Here is a 17,004-nt window from a genome sequence, read left to right on the forward strand (position 1 = left end):
CGGCTTTTCTGTCTCTGAAAAGAAAAAACGCTTAGTTGACTGCGTCCTTCAGGCCTTTGCCGGCCGAGAACTTCGGCACGGTGCGTGCCGGGATCTTCACTTCGGCGCCGGTCTGCGGGTTGCGGCCGGTCGAGGCGGCACGCTTTGACACGGTGAAATTGCCAAAGCCGACAAGCCGGACATCGCCGCCCTTCTTCAGTTCGCCGGTGATGACGGAAAATACCGCATCGACCGCCGACTGCGCGTCACCCTTCGAAATGCTCGCGGCGTCGGCGACAGCGGACACCAGTTCGTTCTTGTTCATAAAAATTCCCTTCCATGAGAACACCGGAACTAACGACTCATCCGGCAGGAAACGGACTTTAGAAAGAAGCGTTGCCGCAACCAAGTCGAAAAGCCTGGAAAAAATGGAAAAAAGCCCGGAAATCCGGGGTTTTTCACATGAAAAAGCCGGGCACGAGGCCCGGCTTTCCGTTTGTGCACTGCAACCTTAGAAGGAATCTAATGTGCAAGCGACTTTCCAGCATCGTCGGCACTGTCGGTTGTGGCCGGCGGATTGACCGGTTCGACCCATTCGATCGGCTCCGGCATACGCACCAGTGCGTGGCGCAACACCTCGCCGACGCGCGAGACCGGAATGATCTCCATGCCGTTCTTCACATTGTCCGGAATCTCCGCCAGATCCTTGGCATTGTCTTCCGGGATCAGCACCTTCTTGATGCCGCCGCGCAGAGCGGCGAGCAGCTTCTCCTTGAGGCCGCCGATCGGCAAGATGCGGCCGCGAAGCGTTATCTCGCCGGTCATCGCCACATCGGCCCGGACCGGAATGCCCGTCAGCACCGACACAATGGCTGTGGCCATGGCAGCACCCGCGGACGGACCATCCTTCGGCGTGGCGCCTTCCGGCAAGTGCACGTGGATGTCGCGCTTGTCGAACAGCGGCGGCTCGATGCCGAAATCGAGAGCTCTTGAGCGGACATAGGACGCCGCCGCCGAGATCGATTCCTTCATCACGTCGCGCAGATTGCCGGTCACCGTCATGCGGCCCTTGCCGGGCATCATGACACCTTCGACCGTCAGCAATTCGCCGCCGACTTCCGTCCAGGCAAGACCGGTGACGACACCGACCTGATCGTCGGCCTCGACCTGACCGAAGCGATAGCGCTGGACACCGAGGTAGTCGGCGAGGTTCGCCGCCGTGATGCTCACCGTCTTCTTCTTCGTCTTCAGGATCTCGGTCACGGCCTTGCGCCCGAGCTTCATCAGCTCGCGCTCCAGGCTTCTGACACCCGCTTCACGCGTGTAGGTCTGGATGATGGCACGGATCGCATCCTCGCCGACAGAGAACTCCTTCGGCTGCAGCGCGTGATCGCGGATCACCTTCGGCATCAGGTGCCGTTTGGCGATCTCGATCTTTTCGTCCTCGGTGTAGCCGGCGATACGGATGATCTCCATGCGGTCCATCAAGGGCGCAGGGATGTTCAGCGTATTGGCCGTCGTCACGAACATCACGCTCGACAGGTCGTATTCGACCTCGAGGTAATGGTCCATGAACGTCGAGTTCTGTTCGGGATCGAGCACCTCGAGCAGCGCCGACGACGGATCACCACGGAAGTCCTGGCCCATCTTGTCGATCTCGTCGAGCAGGAAGAGCGGATTGGACTTCTTCGCCTTCTTCATCGACTGGATGACCTTGCCGGGCATCGAACCGATATAGGTGCGCCGATGGCCACGGATCTCGGCTTCGTCACGCACGCCGCCGAGCGCCATGCGGATGAACTCGCGACCGGTCGCCTTGGCGATCGACTTGCCGAGCGAGGTCTTGCCGACGCCGGGAGGGCCGACGAGGCACAGGATCGGCCCCTTCAGCTTCTTCTGGCGGCTCTGCACGGCCAGATACTCGACGATGCGGTCCTTGACCTTGTCGAGACCGAAGTGATCGGTGTCGAGCACGTTCTGGGCGTAGGCCAGGTCCTGCTTGACCTTGGAGTTCTTGCCCCACGGGATCGACAGCAGCCAATCGAGGTAGTTGCGCACGACGGTCGATTCCGCCGACATCGGCGACATCGTCCGCAGCTTCTTCAACTCGGCTTCCGCTTTTTCGCGGGCCTCCTTGGAGAGCTTGGTCTTCTTGATGCGCGCCTCGATCTCGGCGGCCTCGTCGCGGCCGTCCTCGCCCTCGCCGAGCTCCTTCTGGATCGCCTTCATCTGCTCGTTGAGGTAGTATTCGCGCTGCGTCTTCTCCATCTGGCGCTTGACGCGCGAACGGATGCGCTTCTCCACCTGCAGGACGGAGATTTCGGCTTCCATGAAGCCCATCGCCTTTTCCAGCCGCTCCTTGACCGAGAGCGTGGCCAGCATTTCCTGCTTTTCAGGGATCTTGATGGCGAGATGCGAGGCAACCGTATCGGCGAGCTTGGAATAGTCGTCGATCTGGCTGGCGGCACCCACCACTTCAGGCGAGATCTTCTTGTTCAGCTTGACGTAGTTCTCGAAGTCAGTGACGACCGAGCGGGCCAGCGCCTCAACCTCGACCTCCTCCTCTTCCGGCTCGACCAACGCGGTGGCGCGGGCCTCGTGGAAATCGGGACGGTCGGTGAACGAAACGATCTTGGCACGCGAAGCACCTTCGACCAGGACCTTGACGGTGCCGTCGGGCAGCTTCAGCAATTGCAGCACATTGGCGAGCGTGCCGATGTCGAAGATCGCATCGGGCTCGGGATCGTCATCGGCAGCATTCATCTGGGTGGCAAGCAGGATCTGCTTTTCCTGACCCATCACCTCTTCCAGCGCCTTGATCGACTTTTCGCGCCCGACAAAGAGCGGAACGATCATGTGCGGGAACACCACGATGTCGCGCAGTGGGAGGACTGCGAAGACGCCGTCGCTGGGAGCCTTGGATATTTTGGCCATTGTCCAACCTTTCATGTCGCGGTCGCCATCAGGCCAGCCGCGAATCTTATATTAACGACCGGGGATCGTTCCGCCTACCACCGTTTGTGACGGGTGTTTTACAGCACAGAAATCGGGCACCTCGGCCTTCTCGTGTTAGGTGGATGCAGGCAGGGCAAAGATCAAGAGTTAACATCGCCTGCAATCCACTCCATCACTGAGGTCGCGTTCCCTACACAGCAAAACGGCGCCGCGACGGCGCCGTTCCACAAAAATATGCGGCGACGTGCCATGTCAGGCGCTGACGTTGCCCTTCTTTTCCTTCTGTTCGGAGTAGATGTAGAGCGGCCGGGCGCTGCCGGTCACCACTTCTTCCGAAATCACCACTTCGCGCACGCCTTCGAGCGCGGGCAGTTCGAACATGGTGTCGAGCAGGATCGCTTCCATGATCGAACGCAGGCCGCGCGCGCCGGTCTTGCGCTCGATAGCGCGCTTGGCGATCGCCGACAGCGCGTTCTCGTGGAAGGTCAGGTCGACATTTTCCATCTCGAACAGCCGCTGGTACTGCTTGACCAGCGCGTTCTTCGGCTCGGTCAGGATCTGGATCAGCGCCGGCTCGTCGAGGTCCTCCAGCGTCGCCAGAACGGGCAGACGGCCGACGAATTCCGGAATGAGGCCGAATTTCAGCAGATCCTCGGGCTCGACCTGGCGGAAGATGTCACCGGTGCGGCGGTCCTCCGGCGAGGCGACCGTGGCGCCGAAACCGATCGAGGTCTTGCGGCCGCGATCCGAGATGATCTTGTCCAGGCCGGCAAAGGCGCCACCGCAGATGAACAGGATGTTGGCGGTGTCGACCTGCAGGAATTCCTGCTGCGGATGCTTGCGGCCGCCCTGCGGCGGCACGGAAGCGACGGTGCCTTCCATGATCTTCAGCAGCGCCTGCTGCACGCCCTCGCCCGACACGTCGCGGGTTATCGAGGGATTGTCGGACTTGCGCGAAATCTTGTCGATCTCGTCGATGTAGACGATGCCGCGCTGGGCCCGCTCGACATTGTAGTCGGCCGACTGCAGGAGCTTCAGGATGATGTTCTCGACGTCCTCGCCGACATAACCGGCTTCGGTCAGCGTCGTGGCGTCGGCCATGGTGAAGGGCACGTCGATGATGCGGGCCAGCGTCTGCGCGAGCAGCGTCTTGCCGCAACCGGTCGGGCCGATCAGCAGGATGTTGGACTTGGCCAGCTCGACATCGTTGTTCTTGCCGGCATGCGCGAGGCGCTTGTAGTGGTTGTGAACGGCCACCGACAGCACGCGCTTGGCGTAGGGCTGGCCGATGACATAGTCGTCGAGAACCTTGAGGATCTCCTGCGGTGTCGGCACGCCCTCGCGCGACTTCACCATCGAGGTCTTGTTCTCCTCGCGGATGATGTCCATGCAGAGCTCGACGCATTCGTCGCAGATGAAGACCGTCGGGCCGGCGATCAGCTTGCGCACCTCATGCTGGCTTTTGCCGCAAAACGAGCAATAAAGCGTGTTCTTCGAGTCACCGCTGTTGTTGCCGACCTTGCTCATTTTCCTGTCCTTTCATCGCCGCCCGCCGATGGTCTGGCTGAAAGGGCGCATACTCTATTTATCGCGGGAATCCGCCGCCGCCAGTGTCCCGGCTCCCGCAACGTATTCCGTACGAAACACAAATCAGAAAACGTGGCAATGATTCGCAGCAACCCCACACAAAGCTAAGCCGTCGAAAATCAACATAGCCTTAACGTAGGCAATCCCGACCGTCGAGGGAACAGCCAATTGTGGCCGAAATGCCGCAAGACGCGCCAAAAGCGCGTGATGGTGTCATCCAACTGCCACCAAGCCCTTATGCCACGGCGCTTTCAACCGGCTCGCGCGACGAAATGACCTTGTCGATGAGGCCGAAATCCTTGGCTTCGTCGGCGGTCATGAAATGGTCGCGGTCGAGCGTGCGTTCGATCTCCTCGTAGCTCTTGCCGGTGTGCTTGACATAGACCTCGTTGAGACGGCGCTTCAGCTTGACGATATCCATGGCATGGCGCTCGATGTCGGAGGCTTGGCCCTGGAAGCCGCCGGACGGCTGGTGAACCATGATGCGGGCGTTCGGCGTGGCGAAGCGCATGTCCTTATGGCCGGCGGTCAAAAGCAGCGAGCCCATCGAGGCCGCCTGGCCGATGCAGAGCGTCGACACGGCCGGCTTGATGAACTGCATGGTGTCGTAGATCGCCATGCCCGAAGTGACCACGCCACCCGGCGAATTGATGTAGAGGTTGATTTCCTTCTTCGGATTTTCGGCTTCGAGGAACAGGAGCTGCGCGCAGACCAGCGTCGCCATGCCGTCCTCGACCGGACCGGTGATGAAAATGATGCGCTCCTTGAGGAGGCGCGAGAAGATGTCGTAGGCCCGCTCGCCGCGATTGGTCTGTTCGACCACCATCGGAACGAGGTTCATGTAGGTTTCGACGGGGTTTTTCATCAGTTATCTCTTATCTCGCGGTGGGATTCCGGCGCCGGGAATGCTGGCAGATCGGGCAGAATCGGTTCTGGATCGTTGTTCCGTAGATAGGATGCCGGCTCATCCTTGTGCAAGGCCGACCCGTCCTAGCCATCTGGGTAAGTCGAATCAAGCTTTACGGCCAAGGATTCGCATCGCTGACGCTTGCGCCGGTCAAGGGCAGACGGTACCGGCCCGCAACGTAGCAGTTTCTTAACCGCGTCACTTAACGAAATGCGCCAAAACCGCTTTTCTGAGCGGCGTCTTTCCCTACAATTCAACGTTGAACTTGTGCCTGCGGTTCAAACAGGGGGAGTGTCATGTTCAGGAGAAGCGCATCCTTCGCCATTGCCGGGCTGGCCATGCTCGGCACGACTTCGCAGACGGCGGCCGGCGACGGCGCGGTGGAATGCTACGAACCGGTCCGCACGCCTGACCTCTACGACACGGTCTATGAAGACGTGATGGTCAGCCCGCCGGGCCAACAGGTCGACTACACCCCGCCCATCTACGGCACACGCGAACGCGTGGTGATGACCGTTCCGGCGCAGGTGACCTACGAAATCGTGCCCGCCGTCACCCGCACCGTCTACCACACGGTGAGGGTCGACGACGGCGGCTATTCCTGGGAATGGCGCGTCATCCATGGCCGCAAGGTGCTGTGCAAGGTCTGGCACAAGGCGCGCTACGGGCGCGTCGCCGAGACGGTGGTGATCCAGCCTGAACGTACGCGGCGGGTCGTCATCCCGGCGCAATATGACAGGATCGCCGAGGAAGTCCTGGTGCAGCCGGAGCAAAGGCGCGTCATCGACGTCCCTGCCTCCTACCAGACCGTCGCGCGGCGCGTGCTGGTCCGCGAAGGGTCGTCGGGCTGGCGGCGCGTGCATATTCCGAGGCACTGCCAGGATTAGCTGCCTTCACGCCGATCACGGCCACCAAATAGTTCCTAATGATGAGAGGTTGTTGGATTTCGACCGGAACGATAGCCTGCGCCCCGGCAGCATTTCGGCGGGGCTGAGAACATGCGCGACCTGGAAGTTTCCAATCAAGAACTATCAGATCTTGCGGACGAAGCCATGGGGCTCGCCAAAAGCTATTGGGCGTCTCTTGAGGGGCGTCGGACGTACCCGTTGACCAGCGGCAAACACACGACCGAACTCTTCTCGCGACCTTGGCTCGAGAACGGTCGAGGTCGAGAAGTCTTGCAGGACTTCAAGTCGATCTCGGAGCACGTGCGACCTTCCACAGGCAGATTCTTCGGTTACGTCGTCGGCTCGGGCGAGCCGGTCGGCGCGCTGGGAGAGTTGCTCGCTGCGGCGCTCAATCAGAATGTGACCTCGTGGCGATCGGCGCCGGCGGCGACATCGATCGAACGCGCCGTTGTCGGATGGCTGGCGGAGGCTGTTGGCTGCGCCGGATTTACCGGCAGCCTGTGCGGCGGCGGCTCGACGGCCAACCTCATGGCCTTGGCGATGGCGAGGGAAGCGAAGTTGCCCGCCAACGAAACAGGTGCACGGCCCTGCGTGGTCTATGCTTCCGAACAAGTGCACATGTCCATTCCCAAGGCCGTCGCTCTGCTCGGCATCGGCAGAAAAAACCTTCGCCTGATCCCTGTCGACGACAAATTCAGAATGCGACCGGATGCTCTCCAGGCAGCAATTGTTGCCGACCGCGAGGCCGGGAACATGCCCATCGCCATCGTGGCCACCGTCGGCACCATCATCTCCGGCGCGATTGATCGCCTCCCCGAAATTGCGGACATCGCCGGCAGGGAAGCGCTCTGGATGCATGTCGATGGTGCCTATGGAGGACTGGCGGCCCTGGCGGTGCCGGAAAAGTTCCAGGGGTTGTCTTCAGCCGATTCGCTGTCGCTCGATGCGCATAAATGGCTCTATCAGCCACTCGATTGCGGCTGTCTGCTTTATCGCCACCCAGAGATCGCGCGAACGACCTTTTCGCACAGCGACGACTACGTCAGGATACTGAGCGATGACCCTACCGAAGCATTTGCCTTCTTCGAGGAGTCGATCGAACTCTCTCGACGCTTCCGTGCGTTGAAGCTCTGGATGTCGCTGCAGTACCACGGACGCCGCGCCTATCGCGAAGCCATCACGCGCGATCTCCGCCATGCGCAGATGCTCGCCCAGGCAATCGCGTCGCAGCCGGAGCTGGAACAGCTTGCGCCGGTATCGCTAAGCGCCGTCTGTTTCCGCCACCGCTCGAAGGACAACGAAGCCATCCTGCGCCGCGTGATCGCGCGCGGCCGGGTGTATCTGTCGAACGCGACGATCAACGGTCACTTCGCGCTGCGGGCGTGTTTCGTCAATCACAGAACGACCCCAGATGATGTGCGGGCGATTGTGTCCGAAGTCATGGCCGCCGCCGACGCGCTCAATCGCTAAGCCGCCGCGAGTCTTCGATCTGGTGCGGTTCAGGCCACCTCCGCCCGGAGCCACGCCTTCAGGCCGGCGATGTCGCCATCGCCAACGGCGACGGCTACGCGCCTGCCGACCGCGGCACCGAACTTGTAGCCATGGCCAGAGCAGGCCGAGACAACAAGGCACTTGCCCTTCGCATGCGCCATGAATTTCTCATCGGCGGTGAAGGTGTAGGCGCAGGTGACCACCTCGGTCACCTCATATTCCTGGATGCGGGCGATCGGCGGCGAAAACAGGTTGCGGATCGCCTCGCCCTCGCCCGGCACCGGCTGACGGTTCCAGTCGGCGTCGCTGGTCGGCACCCTGTGCAGACCTGAGCCGAATTTCATGCCGGCACCGCCGGAGGGCGGGATGACGTAGCCATCGACAGCGCCGCCGACGTCGAGGACGACCGGTGCCGCCTCCCAGGCCGCCTTCAGCTCGGCCGGCGGTTCGACATAGGCAAGGGCTGTTCGATAGGTCTTCAGTTCGCCGCCCAGTTCCGGAAGCAGCTTCAGCACCCAGGCGCCAGCGGCGACGACGACGCGGTCGGCCTGCATGGCTTCGCCGCTTTCGAGCACGATGCGGCCAGTGTCGGAGTCGATCGCGGTCACCTTGCTGTGTTCGTAGACATTGGCGCCGTTGGTACGCAGCCAGGCGGCAAGGCCGGAAGCGATCTTGCGGCAGTGGAGCGCGCCGCCCTCCGGCGAATAATAGGCATAGCGGAACGTGCCCGGCTCGAGGAAAGGCCAGCGCTTGACCGCGGCGTCGGGCTCGAACAGTTCGAACGGAAAATTCCCCTCCTCCAGGCCCTCGCGGTATTCCTCGGCCTCGTCGCCCGGTTCGCGCGAAATGCAGACGAATCCGCGCGCATCGAGGTGGCTTTCGCCGAGATCGGCCCACATCTCGTCCCAGGCCTCATAGGCTTCGGTGATCAGCCGGCCGTAGCCGGTTCCGGCGCGGTAGGCGCGGCGGATGATGCGGTGATGGTCGCCGGACGCGGCCAGCGGATTGGGGATCGGCCCCTGCTCGACGATCGACACACCGTGGCCGGCCTTGACCAGCGACCACGCCGTGGAGAGCCCGGCAATCCCCGCGCCGACAACGATCACGTTCATCCGCTCAGACCTTCCGCGCGCATTGGCTGGCTCAATTCATTGGAGTGCGGGCGCCAACATACGGTCTGGAATGCGGCTGGCAAGCCGCGCTATGGGTCGGGCATGACCAATTCGACGCTCCCCTATCTGGCCTTTGATCCAGCCACTCTCCGGCTGCGGCTCGACCCGCACGAGCCGGCTTTCTTCCTGAACCCGTACGAGGCCTACGCCTTCCTGCACGGCGTCTCGAACGCCTTCTTTTGGGAGGAATTCGGCGTCTGGTGCTTTGGCGGCTTCGACAATGTCAATCGGCTGCTGCGCGACCGCCGCTTCGGCCGCCAGAACCCGGCCGGCATTCCAGACAGCCGTGGTGTCGGCCAGGACCGCAGCCATCTCAAGGCGTTCGACGGCATTGAAGCCAACTCCATGCTCGAATTGGAACCCCCGGTGCACACGCGTCTGAGAACCTTGGTCAACCGGGCCTTCGTCTCGCGCCAGGTCGAACGGCTGCGGCCACGGGTCGAGGCGCTCGCCAACGAGCTGATCAACCGCTTTGACCCGGCCGGACCGGTCGACCTTTTGCCTGCCTTCGCTTCTCCCCTGCCGATCACCATCATCGCCGAAATGCTCGGCGTGCCGGTCAAGATGGGCCCGCAACTTCTCAAATGGTCCCATCAAATGGTCGCCATGTACATTCATGGCCGCACGCGCGAGACCGAGGAGACGGCCAACCGCGCCGCGAGCGAATTTGCCGATTTCCTGCGCGGCTACGTCACCGAGCGGCGCAACAATCCCGGCGACGACCTCCTGTCGCTGCTGATTTCGGCACAGGAGGACGGCCAGAGGCTGTCCGAGGACGAAATGGTGTCCTCGGCAATCCTGCTGCTCAATGCCGGCCATGAAGCGACCGTGCATCAGACCGGCAACGCGGTGCGCTCGATCCTGGCGCAAGGCGGCGATCCCAGCCGCTTCTTCACCTCGGCGGAAGCGACCGCCGCAACCGTCGAGGAATGCCTGCGCTTCGACGCGCCGCTGCATATGTTCACGCGCTACGCCTACCAGGAAATCGAGATTGCACCCGGCATCATCGTGCAGCCGGGCCAGACCATCGGGCTTTTGCTCGGCATGGCCAATCATGATCCGCACGCTTTTGCCGAACCGCAGGCCTTCCGGCCGGACCGGAGCGACCAGAAGAACGTGTCCTTCGGCGCCGGCATCCATTTCTGCATCGGCGCGCCGCTGGCCCGGCTCGAACTGCAGGTGTCGTTGAGGACTTTGTTCGAGCGGCACCCGCGGTTGCATCTTGCCGAGACCCCGCGCTTCCGCGACACTTACCACTTCCATGGGCTGGAAACGCTCGCCGTCGGCTTCTGAACGATCGCGGGCGAGACTGTTTTGGAGACCGGCGACGGCGTTCGCATTGGCGTAGCTGTGCGCCTGGCTGGGGACCACAGCACTCGCCCACGCCGATATCGAAGTCCAGGACGCCGATCTGCTGACGGCGCATGACAAAGCGTCGGAAGCCTGCCCCAGCCAGTTTCCGGCGAAGTGATCACAGCTTGATCACATACTCCTTGCGAGTCGTTTCAAGCACTTCCCAGCTGCCCTTGAAGCCCGGCCTCAGCACGAAACTGTCACCGGCCTTGACGGTGCGCGCTTCGCCCCCGTCTTCCGAGATCACCGAAACGCCGGACAGGATGTGGCAGAACTCCCATTCGTCATAGACGATACGCCATTTGCCGGGGGTCGCTTCCCAGATGCCCGCATAGAGGCCGCCGTCCCGCTCCTCGACGTTCCAGGTGCGGAATTTTGGATCGCCCGAGATCAGGCGATCCGGCGCGGGCGCGCCGGATTCGGGTTCGACGCTCTTGGTGTCGACGGAAAGGAAAGCGGCCATCAGCAATCAGACCTTGGCGAGTGCCTGTTCGAGGTCGGCGACGATATCAGTGACATCCTCGATGCCGATCGAAAGCCGCACGGTGTCCGGGCCGGCGCCGGCCTTGACCTTCTGCTCGTCGGAAAGCTGGCGGTGCGTGGTCGACGCCGGATGGATGACCAGCGACTTGGTGTCGCCGACATTGGCCAGGTGCGAGAACAGTTCCAGCGCCTCGACGAATTTGACCCCAGCTTCGTAGCCGCCCTTGAGGCCGAAGGTGAACACGGCGCCTGCGCCGAGCGGCGAGTATTTCTTCTGCAGCGCATTGTTCTTGTCGCTGGGCAGGCCGGGATAATTCACCCAGGCGACCTTGGGGTGGTTGGACAGCCAGCCGGCAACCGTGACCGCATTGTCGCAATGACGCTGCATGCGCAGCGGCAAGGTTTCCAGGCCGGTCAGGATAAGGAAGGCGTTGAAGGGCGAGATCGCCGGGCCGAGGTCGCGCAGGCCAAGCACGCGCGCGGCGATAGCGAAGGCGAAATTGCCGAAAGTTTCGTGCAGGACGAGGCCGCCATATTCGGGGCGCGGTTCCGACAGCATCGGATATTTGCCCGACTTCGACCAGTCGAAGGTGCCACCATCGACAATGACGCCGCCGATCGAATTGCCATGGCCGCCGATGAACTTGGTCAGCGAATGCACGACGATATCGGCGCCGTGCTCGATCGGACGGATCAGATAGGGCGAGGCCAGCGTGTTGTCGACGATCAGCGGTAGACCGTGCCTGCGGGCGATGTCGCCGATCTTCTCGATGTCGACGAAAGTGCCGCCCGGATTGGCCAGGCTCTCGATGAAGATCGCCTTGGTCCTGTCGTCGATCTGGCTTTCGAAGGTCGAGATGTCGTTGGTGTCGGCCCAACGGACTTCCCAGCCGTAATTCTTGAAGGCATGGCCGAACTGGTTGATCGAACCGCCATAGAGCCTTGTTGCGGCGACGAAATTGTCGCCCGGCTGCATCAGATTGTGGAACACGATGACCTGCGCGGCGTGGCCTGATGCGACTGCAAGGGCAGCAGTGCCACCCTCGAGTGCCGCAACGCGCTCTTCAAGCACGGCCTGCGTCGGGTTCATGATACGGGTATAGATGTTGCCAAACGCCTTCAGGCCGAACAGGGACGCGGCGTGGTCGGCATCATCGAAGACGAAGGAGGTCGTCTGGTAGATCGGCGTGGCGCGCGCGCCGGTGGCCGGATCGGGCTTGGCGCCGGCATGGACGGCGAGCGTGTTGAAACCGGGCGTACGGGTCACTTGAAACCTCCCTCAAGAACTTCTCAGAATTCGCCGGGCATTCTTGGCGAAGCCCGGCTCGGAATGCAAAGAAGAAAATACCCTTCGGCGTGGGACCTTCGACCAAGCCGCAGGAAAATACGACGCCAGCCGGAATAATTTTGCGCTTCTCGCCCGCGGCCTATTTCTGGCGCACGCCGAAACTCTGAAACCCCTGGCGCATCAGTGGTTTTTTGGACGACAGCACGCCGGAATTGACGCCGGTCCAGCCGATCTCGCCGGAGAGCTTGCCGTATTCGATCTTCGGACAGCGGTTCATCACCACCTTGATGCCGGCCGCTTCGGCGCGAGCGGCGGCCTCGTCATGGCGCACACCGAGCTGCATCCAGACGACTTTCGGCAAGGGATCGAGCCGCAATACCTCGTCTACGATGCCCGGCACCGCGGTCGCGGCGCGGAAGATGTCGACCATATCGATCGGCTCCGGAATATCGGCCAGACTGGCATAGGTCATCCGGCCGAGGATTTCCTTGCCGGCCTGGCCCGGATTGACCGGAAACACCGAAAAGCCCTTGGCCAGCAGGTATTTCAGCACGAAATAGCTCGGCCTTACGTCATTGGCCGACGCGCCGACCATGGCGATGGTCTTCACCGAATTGAGGATGCCGGCGATGTAGGTGTTGTCGTAGCTATCGTGATTCATGCCTCGTCCTCATACAACGCCTCGGCGAGAAAACCATCCGGGTCGTTGCTGAAATCGCGCAACATGCGGAAGTGGTCCGTATCACGAAAGTCGGCGGGCTCGAGCCCGAACCGGCTGATGCGGAACAGCCGCGCGCCGGGACAAGCCATCAACAATGGCGAGTGCGTCGCCATGATCACCTGCGCGGTGCCGGATTGGTCCATGCGCCGCAGCATTTTCAGCAGTTCGATCTGGCGCGACGGCGAAAGCGCGCTCTCCGGCTCGTCGAGAATGTAGATGCCTTGCCTGCGGCAGCGTTCCTCGAAGAAACGGATAAAACCCTCGCCATGCGACCAGGAAAGGAAATCCGGCGGCGGTGGCTTGGACGGATCTTCCAGCGCCGCCTGGTCGAGGTACCGGGCCACCGAATAGAAGGATTCGGCGCGAAAGAACCAGCCGGCGGTTACCTTCGGCAGCCAGTGGCCCCGAAATGTGCTGGCCAGCGCAGCGCCGCTCTTGTCGATGGCGATTGAATGGTCGACCGGGCGGTAGCCCTTGCCGCCGCCGGCCTCGTCATAACCGGCCAAAGCACCAATCGCTTCCAGCAGCGTCGATTTGCCGGTGCCGTTCTCGCCGACGATGATGGTGATCGGCGTGGTGAATTCGAGCTCGAATTCGCGGTAGCGAAACAGCGGCAGGTTCCAGGGGTACTTTTCCCAGTCGGACACTCGCTGTTTATCGAGCAGGACACGCTTGAGGTATGGCGCCTTGAGCCGCGTCAGCTGTTTGCGGTAGGCCATCAAGCAGGCAGCGAAATCGTGCCGTCCGCCGCGATCGGAAAGGCCGGATTGTGTGCGACTTCCCAGACATGCCCGTCCGCATCGGCGAAATAGCCGTACCAGCCACCCCAGAAGGCGCGGCCTGCCGGCTTGACGATGCGGCCGCCGGCCTTTTCCGCCGTGGCGAGCAACTCGTCGACTTCGACGTCGGTGCGGGTGTTGTAGGCGAGGTAGACGGCGGACGGCGCCTTGGCGAATGCGATGCCGGAATCCGCCTCGGCGCTGGCGCGCGGGAACAGGCCGAGAATGACGCCACCCATCTGGAAGAAGGCGACACCGTCGGTGATGCCGGCATGCCGTTTCAGCCCCATGGTTTCGTAGAAGCGCACGGCGCGGTCGAGGTCATCCGTTGCAATCGTGACGATGGAGATGCGCGGCTCCACGGCTACTCGTCCGTCCATTCCGGCTTGCGCTTGCCGATGAAGGCGCCGATGCCTTCTTCCGCGTCGCGCGCCAGCATGTTCTCGACCATGACGCGGCCGGTATAGGCATAGGCGTCCGCCACGCCCATTTCGGCCTGCGCGTAAAAGGCCTCCTTGCCGGTCTTGACCACCAAAGATGATTTGGAAGCAATGGTTTGCGCGTATTTGGTGACGATCTGATTCAGGTATTCGCGCGGCACGACGCGGTTGACCAGGCCGAATTCCTTGGCGGTTGCCGCGTCGATCGTCTCGCCGGTCAACAGCATCTCCATCGCCTGCTTGCGCGAGACGTTGCGCGACAGCGCCACCATAGGCGTCGAGCAGAACAGGCCGATATTGACGCCCGGCGTGCAGAAGGTCGCCTCATGCGAGGCGATCGCCAGGTCGCAACTGGCGACAAGCTGCAGGCCGGCGGCGGTCGCCAGGCCGTCGACTTCGGCGATGACCGGCACGGGATGGCGCACGATCACCTGCATCAGTTGGGCGCAAGCGGCGAATGTCTCTTCGAAGAAAGCCTTGCCGCGATCGGCATCGGCGCGGCGCGCCGTCATTTCCTTGAGATCATGGCCGGCGCAGAACACCTTTCCGGCCGCCGACAGGATGATGACACGAACCGCCTTGTCGGCCTTGGCGCGGTCGAGTTCGGCCGTCAGCGCCGCCATCACCGCGAGCGACAAAGCGTTGGCTGGCGGATTGGCGAGCGTTAGGCGCAGCACGCCCTTGTCCAGCCTGGTCGTGACCGGCCCCTCGACAGCGACAGGCTTGATGGCAAGGATTTCGGCCATGGCTAAGGTCTCCGCGATTCCGGTCGGGCTTATGGACTATCTAATATCGGATTGGCCTTCGTCCAACACCCATCGCTTACGCCAGAAGGCCGAAGGTGTTGCCAGCAATGCCTTGCCGCGCTCATACAGGCTTGGCGTAAAAGCGAGAGACCGACATGCCTGCCCAGACCAATCTCAAGCCGGTGCTGACCGCAGCTCAAGTCAATGTGCTGATGGAAACCGTCTATCCTCAGCTCAACGACCAGTTCAAATATTATGAGGCGATCGACGTTTTCCCAGGCGGCTGCACCGTACGGCTCAATGCCGGCGAGCGGCATTTGCGTCCCGGCGGCACGGTATCCGGTCCGTCGCTGTTCACGCTGGCCGACATTGGCGGCTATGTATGCGTGCTTTCCCATGCCGGGCCGGATGCGCTGTCGGTTACGATCAACCTCGACATCAACTTCGTGCGCAAGGCCGAGGCCGGGCCGATCGATGGCCATTGCCGGATCCTAAAGCTCGGAAAGAGCCTGATGGTGTTCGACATCGACATCGTCGCCGGCCCGGAGGGACAAACAATCGCGCACGCCACGGGCACCTATTCGATCCCGCCGAAGCGCACCGGCGATGTGGTAAAATAATACCTTTTTACTATGCCATTGTTTTTACTGCTGTTTCTTCGCTAGATGGCTTTTTGATCGACTTGACGCGCAATTCCCCCTCACCTATAAGCCGTCACGAAGCAGCGGCCCGCAAAGGCCGCCGTTTTGTTATTGGCGGCGGGCAAGCGCCTCATCGCCAATCCAAGCAACAAGAAACGCCTTCTCTTTGAAGGTCAAAACCGAGAGCAGAAAACATGACAACCTTTTCGCAGAAGCCTGCGGATGTGGTGAAGAAGTGGATCCTGATCGACGCCGAGGGTCTCGTCGTCGGCCGTCTCGCCACTGTCATCGCCAATCATCTTCGCGGCAAGCACAAGCCGACCTTCACCCCGCATGTCGACGACGGCGACAATGTCATCGTCATCAATGCCGACAAGGTGGTGTTCACCGGCAAGAAGTTCACCGACAAGGTCTATTACTGGCACACCGGCCACCCCGGTGGCATCAAGGAGCGCACCGCGCGCCAGCTGCTCGAGGGCCGTTTCCCCGAGCGTGTCGTCGAGAAGGCCGTTGAGCGCATGGTCCCGCGTGGTCCGCTCGGCCGTCGCCAGATGAAGAACCTGCGCGTCTATGCAGGCGCCGAGCATCCGCATGTCGCCCAGCAGCCAGAAGTCCTCGACGTGGCCAAGCTGAATTCCAAGAACAAGAAGGTCGCATAAGATGGCTGAGCTTTCCTCGCTCGCAGAACTGGGCGCCGCCACGGGCAACACCAATACCCAGCCGGCAGCCCCCGTCCACGTCCAGAAGCTCGACAAGTCGGGCCGCGCCTATGCCACCGGCAAGCGCAAGAACGCCATCGCGCGCGTCTGGGTGAAGCCGGGTTCCGGCAAGATCGTCGTCAACGACAAGGAATTCGCGACCTATTTCGCGCGTCCGGTCCTGCAGATGATCCTCAACCAGCCGATCATCGCTTCCAACCGTTCGGGCCAGTACGACATCGTCGCCACCGTCGTCGGCGGCGGCCTCTCCGGCCAGGCCGGTGCGGTGCGTCACGGCATCTCCAAGGCGCTGACCTACTACGAGCCGGCGCTGCGCGCCGTGCTCAAGAAGGGCGGCTTCCTGACCCGCGACAGCCGCGTCGTCGAGCGCAAGAAGTACGGCAAGGCGAAGGCCCGCCGCAGCTTCCAGTTCTCGAAGCGCTAAGCGCTCCGCAGTCTTGGACAATCGAAAAGGCCGCCTCCGGGCGGCCTTTTTGCATTGCGCATCCCTATCCTGCGGAATGGTCCGCGTTGCGGATGAACAGGGAACGCGCAGAGCGCCGCGCCGGCCACCGCAAGCGCCGAGGCGAGGAAGGCAATCTGCATGCCCTGGATCGAGCCCAACCCCAAAGGCGGAGCCGAACAGCGCGACACCAATCGCCCCGCCTGACTGGCGCACGGTATTGAGCACGCCCGAGGCTGTTCCCGACATCGCCGTCGGCACGGACGACAGCAGCGCCGTGGTCATGGCGGGCACGGCGAGACCAATGGCGACCGGCAGGGACAGCAGCCCTCACAGACGGCGCCGGTCAGCGAAAACAGCGTCAGCACGACAAGCCCTTGCCCGGTCCAGTCG

At 62.2% G+C, this 17,004-nt stretch carries 17 protein-coding genes; 6 read left to right on the forward strand and 11 right to left on the reverse strand.

Annotated features, from left to right (window positions below; all coding sequences use genetic code 11):
• Positions 1-31: 31 nt before the first annotated feature.
• From CK226_RS08460 to clpP, 4 genes are all read right to left on the reverse strand, one after another.
• On the reverse strand, positions 32-304 hold the full coding sequence (locus CK226_RS08460) for an HU family DNA-binding protein (RefSeq protein WP_006201846.1): 273 nt from the start codon (positions 302-304) through the stop codon (positions 32-34).
• Positions 305-501: 197 nt separating this feature from the next.
• Positions 502-2,913: an endopeptidase La gene (lon, locus tag CK226_RS08465; protein ID WP_027046751.1), complete on the reverse strand. Its 2,412-nt coding sequence runs from the start codon at positions 2,911-2,913 to the stop codon at positions 502-504.
• Positions 2,914-3,186: 273 nt separating this feature from the next.
• Positions 3,187-4,461 carry an ATP-dependent Clp protease ATP-binding subunit ClpX gene (gene clpX / locus CK226_RS08470; protein WP_010915651.1) on the reverse strand — a complete coding sequence of 425 codons (1,275 nt, stop codon included), beginning with the start codon at positions 4,459-4,461 and terminating at the stop codon, positions 3,187-3,189.
• 295 nt (positions 4,462-4,756) lie between these two features.
• A complete protein-coding gene (gene clpP / locus CK226_RS08475; protein ID WP_095770397.1) occupies positions 4,757-5,386 on the reverse strand; it encodes an ATP-dependent Clp endopeptidase proteolytic subunit ClpP in 630 nt (209 codons plus the stop codon).
• Positions 5,387-5,724: 338 nt separating this feature from the next.
• Between clpP and CK226_RS08480 the strand changes: the two genes are divergently transcribed.
• Positions 5,725-6,315, forward strand: coding sequence for a hypothetical protein (locus tag CK226_RS08480; protein WP_095791576.1), 591 nt, complete (start codon positions 5,725-5,727; stop codon positions 6,313-6,315).
• 111 nt (positions 6,316-6,426) lie between these two features.
• Positions 6,427-7,806, forward strand: coding sequence for a pyridoxal-dependent decarboxylase (locus CK226_RS08485; RefSeq protein ID WP_095791577.1), 1,380 nt, complete (start codon positions 6,427-6,429; stop codon positions 7,804-7,806).
• Positions 7,807-7,835: 29 nt separating this feature from the next.
• Here CK226_RS08485 and CK226_RS08490 read toward each other — a convergent pair whose 3' ends face one another.
• Complete coding sequence (locus CK226_RS08490; RefSeq protein WP_095791578.1) at positions 7,836-8,939, reverse strand: FAD-dependent oxidoreductase; 1,104 nt, start codon at positions 8,937-8,939, stop codon at positions 7,836-7,838.
• Positions 8,940-9,041: 102 nt separating this feature from the next.
• On the opposite strand from CK226_RS08490, the gene CK226_RS08495 reads away from it, so the two are divergent.
• The gene (locus CK226_RS08495) at positions 9,042-10,292 is read left to right on the forward strand and encodes a cytochrome P450 (protein ID WP_095791844.1); all 1,251 of its coding nucleotides are present in this window, start codon (positions 9,042-9,044) and stop codon (positions 10,290-10,292) included.
• 178 nt (positions 10,293-10,470) lie between these two features.
• Here the strand turns inward: CK226_RS08495 and CK226_RS08500 are convergent, their stop codons facing one another.
• From CK226_RS08500 to CK226_RS08525, 6 genes are all read right to left on the reverse strand, one after another.
• Positions 10,471-10,815 carry a cupin domain-containing protein gene (locus tag CK226_RS08500; protein ID WP_179295890.1) on the reverse strand — a complete coding sequence of 115 codons (345 nt, stop codon included), beginning with the start codon at positions 10,813-10,815 and terminating at the stop codon, positions 10,471-10,473.
• 6 nt (positions 10,816-10,821) lie between these two features.
• Complete coding sequence (locus CK226_RS08505; protein WP_095791579.1) at positions 10,822-12,102, reverse strand: O-acetylhomoserine aminocarboxypropyltransferase; 1,281 nt, start codon at positions 12,100-12,102, stop codon at positions 10,822-10,824.
• A gap of 160 nt (positions 12,103-12,262) precedes the next feature.
• Complete coding sequence (locus CK226_RS08510) at positions 12,263-12,784, reverse strand: CoA-binding protein (protein WP_095791580.1); 522 nt, start codon at positions 12,782-12,784, stop codon at positions 12,263-12,265.
• Positions 12,781-13,563 carry an AAA family ATPase gene (locus CK226_RS08515; protein ID WP_095791581.1) on the reverse strand — a complete coding sequence of 261 codons (783 nt, stop codon included), beginning with the start codon at positions 13,561-13,563 and terminating at the stop codon, positions 12,781-12,783. The genes CK226_RS08510 and CK226_RS08515 overlap by 4 nt, the downstream gene beginning before the upstream one ends.
• A complete protein-coding gene (locus CK226_RS08520) occupies positions 13,563-13,985 on the reverse strand; it encodes a VOC family protein (RefSeq protein WP_095791582.1) in 423 nt (140 codons plus the stop codon). The genes CK226_RS08515 and CK226_RS08520 overlap by 1 nt, the downstream gene beginning before the upstream one ends.
• A 2-nt stretch (positions 13,986-13,987) precedes the next feature.
• Positions 13,988-14,809, reverse strand: a complete 822-nt coding sequence (locus CK226_RS08525; protein ID WP_095791583.1) for an enoyl-CoA hydratase — start codon at positions 14,807-14,809, stop codon at positions 13,988-13,990.
• A 155-nt stretch (positions 14,810-14,964) separates the two neighbouring features.
• Here CK226_RS08525 and CK226_RS08530 point away from each other — a divergent pair, with 155 nt between their 5' ends.
• The 3 genes from CK226_RS08530 (at position 14,965) to rpsI (ending at position 16,593) form a co-directional block, all read left to right on the forward strand.
• The gene (locus CK226_RS08530; RefSeq protein WP_095770407.1) at positions 14,965-15,429 is read left to right on the forward strand and encodes a PaaI family thioesterase; all 465 of its coding nucleotides are present in this window, start codon (positions 14,965-14,967) and stop codon (positions 15,427-15,429) included.
• 215 nt (positions 15,430-15,644) lie between these two features.
• Positions 15,645-16,109 (forward strand): 50S ribosomal protein L13, encoded by a 465-nt coding sequence (rplM, locus tag CK226_RS08535; protein ID WP_010915638.1) that lies wholly within the window; start codon positions 15,645-15,647, stop codon positions 16,107-16,109.
• Between the two features lies 1 nt (position 16,110).
• Positions 16,111-16,593, forward strand: coding sequence for a 30S ribosomal protein S9 (gene rpsI, locus CK226_RS08540; RefSeq protein WP_027028580.1), 483 nt, complete (start codon positions 16,111-16,113; stop codon positions 16,591-16,593).
• The last annotated feature ends 411 nt before the right edge of the window (positions 16,594-17,004 follow it).

The organism is Mesorhizobium sp. WSM4311, from assembly GCF_002295115.1.
GTDB lineage: Bacteria > Pseudomonadota > Alphaproteobacteria > Rhizobiales > Rhizobiaceae > Mesorhizobium.

Coding starts and splice junctions, on each gene's coding strand:
- CK226_RS08460 (WP_006201846.1), bottom strand. CDS start 304: ATGAACAAGAACGAACTGGTGTCCGCTGTCGCCGACGCCGCGAGCATT.
- lon (WP_027046751.1), bottom strand. CDS start 2,913: ATGGCCAAAATATCCAAGGCTCCCAGCGACGGCGTCTTCGCAGTCCTC.
- clpX (WP_010915651.1), bottom strand. CDS start 4,461: ATGAGCAAGGTCGGCAACAACAGCGGTGACTCGAAGAACACGCTTTAT.
- clpP (WP_095770397.1), bottom strand. CDS start 5,386: ATGAAAAACCCCGTCGAAACCTACATGAACCTCGTTCCGATGGTGGTC.
- CK226_RS08480 (WP_095791576.1), top strand. CDS start 5,725: ATGTTCAGGAGAAGCGCATCCTTCGCCATTGCCGGGCTGGCCATGCTC.
- CK226_RS08485 (WP_095791577.1), top strand. CDS start 6,427: ATGCGCGACCTGGAAGTTTCCAATCAAGAACTATCAGATCTTGCGGAC.
- CK226_RS08490 (WP_095791578.1), bottom strand. CDS start 8,939: ATGAACGTGATCGTTGTCGGCGCGGGGATTGCCGGGCTCTCCACGGCG.
- CK226_RS08495 (WP_095791844.1), top strand. CDS start 9,042: ATGACCAATTCGACGCTCCCCTATCTGGCCTTTGATCCAGCCACTCTC.
- CK226_RS08500 (WP_179295890.1), bottom strand. CDS start 10,815: ATGGCCGCTTTCCTTTCCGTCGACACCAAGAGCGTCGAACCCGAATCC.
- CK226_RS08510 (WP_095791580.1), bottom strand. CDS start 12,784: ATGAATCACGATAGCTACGACAACACCTACATCGCCGGCATCCTCAAT.
- CK226_RS08515 (WP_095791581.1), bottom strand. CDS start 13,563: ATGGCCTACCGCAAACAGCTGACGCGGCTCAAGGCGCCATACCTCAAG.
- CK226_RS08525 (WP_095791583.1), bottom strand. CDS start 14,809: ATGGCCGAAATCCTTGCCATCAAGCCTGTCGCTGTCGAGGGGCCGGTC.
- CK226_RS08530 (WP_095770407.1), top strand. CDS start 14,965: ATGCCTGCCCAGACCAATCTCAAGCCGGTGCTGACCGCAGCTCAAGTC.
- rplM (WP_010915638.1), top strand. CDS start 15,645: ATGACAACCTTTTCGCAGAAGCCTGCGGATGTGGTGAAGAAGTGGATC.
- rpsI (WP_027028580.1), top strand. CDS start 16,111: ATGGCTGAGCTTTCCTCGCTCGCAGAACTGGGCGCCGCCACGGGCAAC.